The following is a 4,598-nucleotide window of genomic DNA, read 5'->3' as shown; positions in this document are numbered from 1 at the left end:
GCAAGCAAGGCCATGGCATGCTTGAGGTTCTGCTCCGGGCCTTCAACGGTAATCCTATCCCGCTTGCCGCATAGCGGCTGAACAGTCACCAATTTCCTTCACCAATCAAGAGACGTTAATAGTAAATTGATACTGTTGATATATTATATAACGAACAATTAATTAACATTAATAAAGAATTGACAAGGTTTTTACCCGCGTTTCCATATGGAGCAGGGGCGACGCGGGGCGTGCGCTGTGGCGTGGAACAGACGTTACGCAACTATGAAAACTGATAGTTGCCGTTTTGTTACAGTTGACAGAGACTTTGCCACGCCCACCAAGGGGGCAAGCTTGGCAAATCACGCGCTACACAACTGTTTGGACGGGAATATGAAGCAACAATCACGATATCGCCGGGCGCAGGGGGCGATCGCGCGCGGTCGAAGCGCGTCCAGCGCGGGATTCACGCTGCTCGAATTGCTCGTCGTCATGGTCATCATCGGGCTGCTGGTGGGGTATGTCGCCCCCAACTACTTCAGCGCCGTTGGCAAGTCCGAGATCAAGGCGACCAAGGCGCAGGTCGACGCGCTGCAAAAGGCGCTGGTGGCCTATCGTCTCGACGTCGGCAGCTTTCCCAGTTCCGAGACCGGCCTGGCGGCGCTGCATGCCAAGCCGGCCGGCCTGGCCAGCTGGGCCGGCCCTTACCTGTCCAAGCCGGTGCCGAAAGATCCATGGGGGCACGCCTATGTCTACCGGCATCCCGGCACGCGCGGGGAATACGATCTTTACTCCTATGGCCGCGATGGCAAGCCCGGCGGCTCCGGCGAGGCCGCCGATATCTCAAACTGACGGGGGCGAAGGGATGCGCGGAAGATGGATTTCAATTTGAAGGTTTACCATCCGCTCAATGGCGTCACGCGCTTGCGCTGCGTCGCCGCGGATGAGGCTGGCGCGCGCAGCAAGGCCGCCGAACAGGGCATGACCGTCTTGTCGCTGAGCGCGTCGCGCCTGCGCTGGCGCGCCGGCGGCGCGTCGCGCTTCAAGGTGCAGCTGTTCGGCCAAGAGCTGCTGGCGCTGCTCGACGCGGGTATGGGACTGGTCGAAGCGATCGCCATTCTCATCGCCAAAAACCGCGACCCGGAGGCGCGCCAGGTATTGCAGCGTATCCATGTGCTGCTGCTCGAGGGCCAGACGTTGTCGAACGCGCTGGCCGGCGCGCCGGACACCTTCCCGACCTTGTTCGTCGCCACCGTCAAGGCAAGCGAACAGACCGGCAACCTGCCGGAAGCGCTGCGGCGCTACCTGGCCTATTTCAAACAGCTCAACAGCGTGCGCGACAAGGTCGTTTCCGCCTCGATCTATCCGGCCCTGCTGCTGGCCGTCGGTGCGCTGGTGGTGGTCTTCCTGTTGTCGTACGTGGTGCCGCGCTTCGGCAGCGTCTACGCCGACCTGGGGACGAGCGAGGTGCCGTTCCTGTCGCGCCTGCTCATTGAATGGGGCGGCGTGGTCAAGGAGCACGGCGTGGAAATGCTGGCGGGCAGCCTGGCGCTGGCCGCACTGGCGGCCTATCTGTTCAGCCGTCCCGCGCTCAAAGCCGCGCTCCAGCGCCTGCTGTGGCGCTTGCCGCACCTGGGCGAACAGATCCGCACCTATCAGCTGGCGCGCTTCACGCGCACCGTGGCGATGCTGATCAACGGCGGCGTGCCCTTGGTGACGGCGCTCGACATGACCGACGCGTTGTTGCAGCAGCCGGCGCTGCGGGCGGGCCTGCAGGCGGCGCGCACGGCCATCCGCGAAGGCGGCGCGCTGGCCGAGGCGTTCCGCGAACACGGCCTGGCCACCGAAATCGGCGTGCGCCTGCTGGTGGTGGGCGAACGCGGCGGCAAGCTCGGTGAGACGATGGAGAAAATCGCCGCCTTCTACGACGAGGAGATCGCGCGCGAGCTCGATTGGTTCTCCAAGCTGTTCGAGCCTCTGCTGATGACCTTTATCGGTTGCCTGATAGGCGGCATCGTGATCCTCATGTACCTGCCGATCTTCGATCTGGCAGGCAATATCAAATGAACGCGCCCACTCAAGCGGCCGTGCTGTCGCCGGCCATCCTGCTCGACCTGCACGCGCGCCGCGACGCCGCCGGCCAGTCGCTCTGGCGCATGCTTGAGGACGAGCTGCTGCTGTCGCCGGCCCAGTGCCTGCTGGAGCTGGGGCGCGTGCTGCGCATGGAAACGCTGGATATCGACTCCCTGCACGCGCTGAGCCCGAACTTTTCGATCCTCAGCTACACCGAGTCCTTGCAGCGCAAATGCCTGGTTTCGGGCGACGCCGACCAGGCCCAGCTCATCTGCGTGACGGTGGATCCCTTCGGCGCCGCGCTGCAGACCCTGGTCCAGGCGCGCATGGCGCGCCCGCCGCGCTGGTGCCTGGCGCATCCCGACGACCTGGCCGCCTACTTCACCATCGCCGAGGAAAAGCTCAGGGCCATCGACGAGACGTTTTCGGAGCAGGCGTCGGCTGCGCCGGGCGTGCGCGACGCCGTCGGCGACCTGTCGCTGAGTTCCATTTCCAAGGATTCGAGCCCGGTCGTCAAGCTGGTCAACTCGTCGATCTTCGACGCCCTCAAGCTCGGCGCCAGCGATATGCATTTCGAGGTCGGCGCCAAGGGCTTGACGCTGAAGTACCGTATCGACGGGGTCTTGTCGCACGTGCTGTTCGTGCCAGGGCTCGACATGGCCGGCCAGGTGGTCTCGCGCCTGAAGGTGATGTCGGAGCTGGATATTTCCGAGCGGCGCGTGCCGCAGGACGGCCGCTTCAAGCTCAACGTGAAGGGGCGGCAGATCGATTTCCGGGTCTCGATCATGCCCAGCCTGTTCGGCGAGGACGTGGTGGTGCGCATCCTCGACAAGGATGCGCTGGCCGACCAGATCGTCGGGCTGCGGCTCGACCATTTGGGCTTCGACGCGGACCTGCTGGCCAGGGTGCGCCAGCTGGCGCGCGAGCCGTACGGCATGATCCTGGTGACCGGGCCGACGGGCAGCGGCAAGACCACCACGCTGTATGCCGCGCTGACCGAAATTAACAGCGGGCAGGACAAGATCGTCACGATCGAAGACCCGGTCGAGTACCAGTTGCCGGGCATTCTGCAAATTCCGGTGAACGAAAAGAAGGGCCTGACCTTCGCCCTGGGCCTGCGTTCCATCCTGCGCCACGACCCCGACAAGATCCTGGTCGGCGAGATACGCGACCCGGAGACGGCCAGGATCGCGATCCAGTCGGCGCTGACCGGGCACCAGGTGTTTACCAGCGTGCACGCGAATAACGTCTTCGACGTGCTGGGGCGCTTCCTGCACATGGGCGTGGACATCTATAGTTTCGTCTCGGCGCTCAACGGCATCCTGGCGCAGCGCCTGATGCGCATCGTCTGCCCGCACTGCGCCACGCGCTACGAGGCGAGCGACGAACAGCTGTGCGCCGCCGGTATGAGCGAGGTCAGCGGCGCCGGCCGCGTGTTCGTGACCGGGCGCGGTTGCGGCCAGTGCCGCGGAACCGGCTACAAGAACCGCAGGGCGGTGGGCGAGTTCCTGCGCATGAACGACGAATTGCGCGAGCTGATCATCGCCCGCGCGCCAATCCGCGCCATCAAGGACGCGGCGGTGCGCAACGGCACCCGCTTTCTGCGCGACGCCGCCGTCGACGCCGCGCTGGCGGGCATTACCACCATCGAGGAAGTCAACCGTGTTACATTTTCGCAGTGAAACGGTGTGGCTGGCGCTGTGTCCCGACCAGGTCGGCGGCGTGCGCATCCGGCGTGGGCATGCCGAGGTGCTGGAGCCGGTCTGCTACCAGGCCGCGTCCGGCGAGGCGCCGCTTGCGGCGCTGCTGGAGGCCGTGCGCGGCTGGCTTGAGCGGCACGCCGTGGCGCGCCAGCGCGTCAACGTGCTGCTCTCCGACCGGCTGGTGCGCTACGCGCTGCTGCCTTTCAGCGCCATGCCGCTGAGCGAGCAGGAGGAAGCGGCCCTGCTCGGCGCCAGGTTTGAAGAGCTGTACGGCGAGATGCCGCAATGGCGCGTCCAAGCCGATCGCCCCGAGTACGGCAAGGCGCGCATCGCCTGCGCGATGCCGTTGGCGCTGGCCGACGGCGTCGCCGGCTTGCTGGCGGGGGCCGGCGCGCGCAGCGGCGCCGTCCTGCCCTTCTTCGTCGCCTGCTGGAACCGCTGGCGCCGCCAGGGCGCCGGCCGGGACGGCCTAGTCGCCGTGGTCGAACCCGAGCACATGGTGATCGGCAGCTTCGGCGCCGGCGGCTGGTCGAGCCTGCGCTCGGTATTTGCCGCCACCAGCGAGGCGGTGGTCGCCGACCTGGTGTTCCGCGAAAAAATCATGCAGGGCCTCGATCCGGCGCTGCCGGTATCCCTGCTCGGCATGCCGCCCGGCGCGACCGCGCAGCCGGCCAGCGTCGCCATGGCGCTGATGGGAGCGGGGCGATGAAGGCGATCGGCATCGACTTCGGCCAGCGGGGGGGGGGGGTGGCGGAACCTGTGCGTCCGCCTCTTGGCGCCCTGGACAGCCCCTACCCCCTTCTTTTCTGGGAAGATCTTTGGGGGTGTGTTGGCCCACACAGG

General features: G+C 65.9%; 4 protein-coding genes. All 4 read left to right on the top strand.

The genetic code is table 11. The features are described from left to right. Nucleotides 1–372: 372 nt before the first annotated feature. The 4 genes from gspG to ACFDR9_RS26975 are packed head-to-tail and all read left to right on the top strand — an operon-like array spanning nucleotide 373 to nucleotide 4,464. On the top strand, nucleotides 373–831 hold the full coding sequence (gene gspG / locus ACFDR9_RS26990; RefSeq protein ID WP_051068189.1) for a type II secretion system major pseudopilin GspG: 459 nt from the start codon (nucleotides 373–375) through the stop codon (nucleotides 829–831). 24 nt (nucleotides 832–855) lie between these two features. Next, nucleotides 856–2,046 (top strand): type II secretion system F family protein, encoded by a 1,191-nt coding sequence (locus ACFDR9_RS26985; protein ID WP_409032977.1) that lies wholly within the window; start codon nucleotides 856–858, stop codon nucleotides 2,044–2,046. Beyond that, a complete protein-coding gene (locus ACFDR9_RS26980; protein ID WP_409032976.1) occupies nucleotides 2,043–3,734 on the top strand; it encodes a GspE/PulE family protein in 1,692 nt (563 codons plus the stop codon). The genes ACFDR9_RS26985 and ACFDR9_RS26980 overlap by 4 nt, the downstream gene beginning before the upstream one ends. Continuing rightward, the gene (locus ACFDR9_RS26975; RefSeq protein ID WP_409032975.1) at nucleotides 3,715–4,464 is read left to right on the top strand and encodes a hypothetical protein; all 750 of its coding nucleotides are present in this window, start codon (nucleotides 3,715–3,717) and stop codon (nucleotides 4,462–4,464) included. The genes ACFDR9_RS26980 and ACFDR9_RS26975 overlap by 20 nt, the downstream gene beginning before the upstream one ends. Nucleotides 4,465–4,598 lie beyond the last annotated feature (134 nt).

Origin of the sequence: Janthinobacterium sp. CG_23.3, assembly GCF_046115965.1 — a bacterium.
Classification (GTDB): Bacteria; Pseudomonadota; Gammaproteobacteria; order Burkholderiales; family Burkholderiaceae_D; genus Janthinobacterium.
This window is presented reverse-complemented; position numbering and strand designations above follow the sequence as displayed.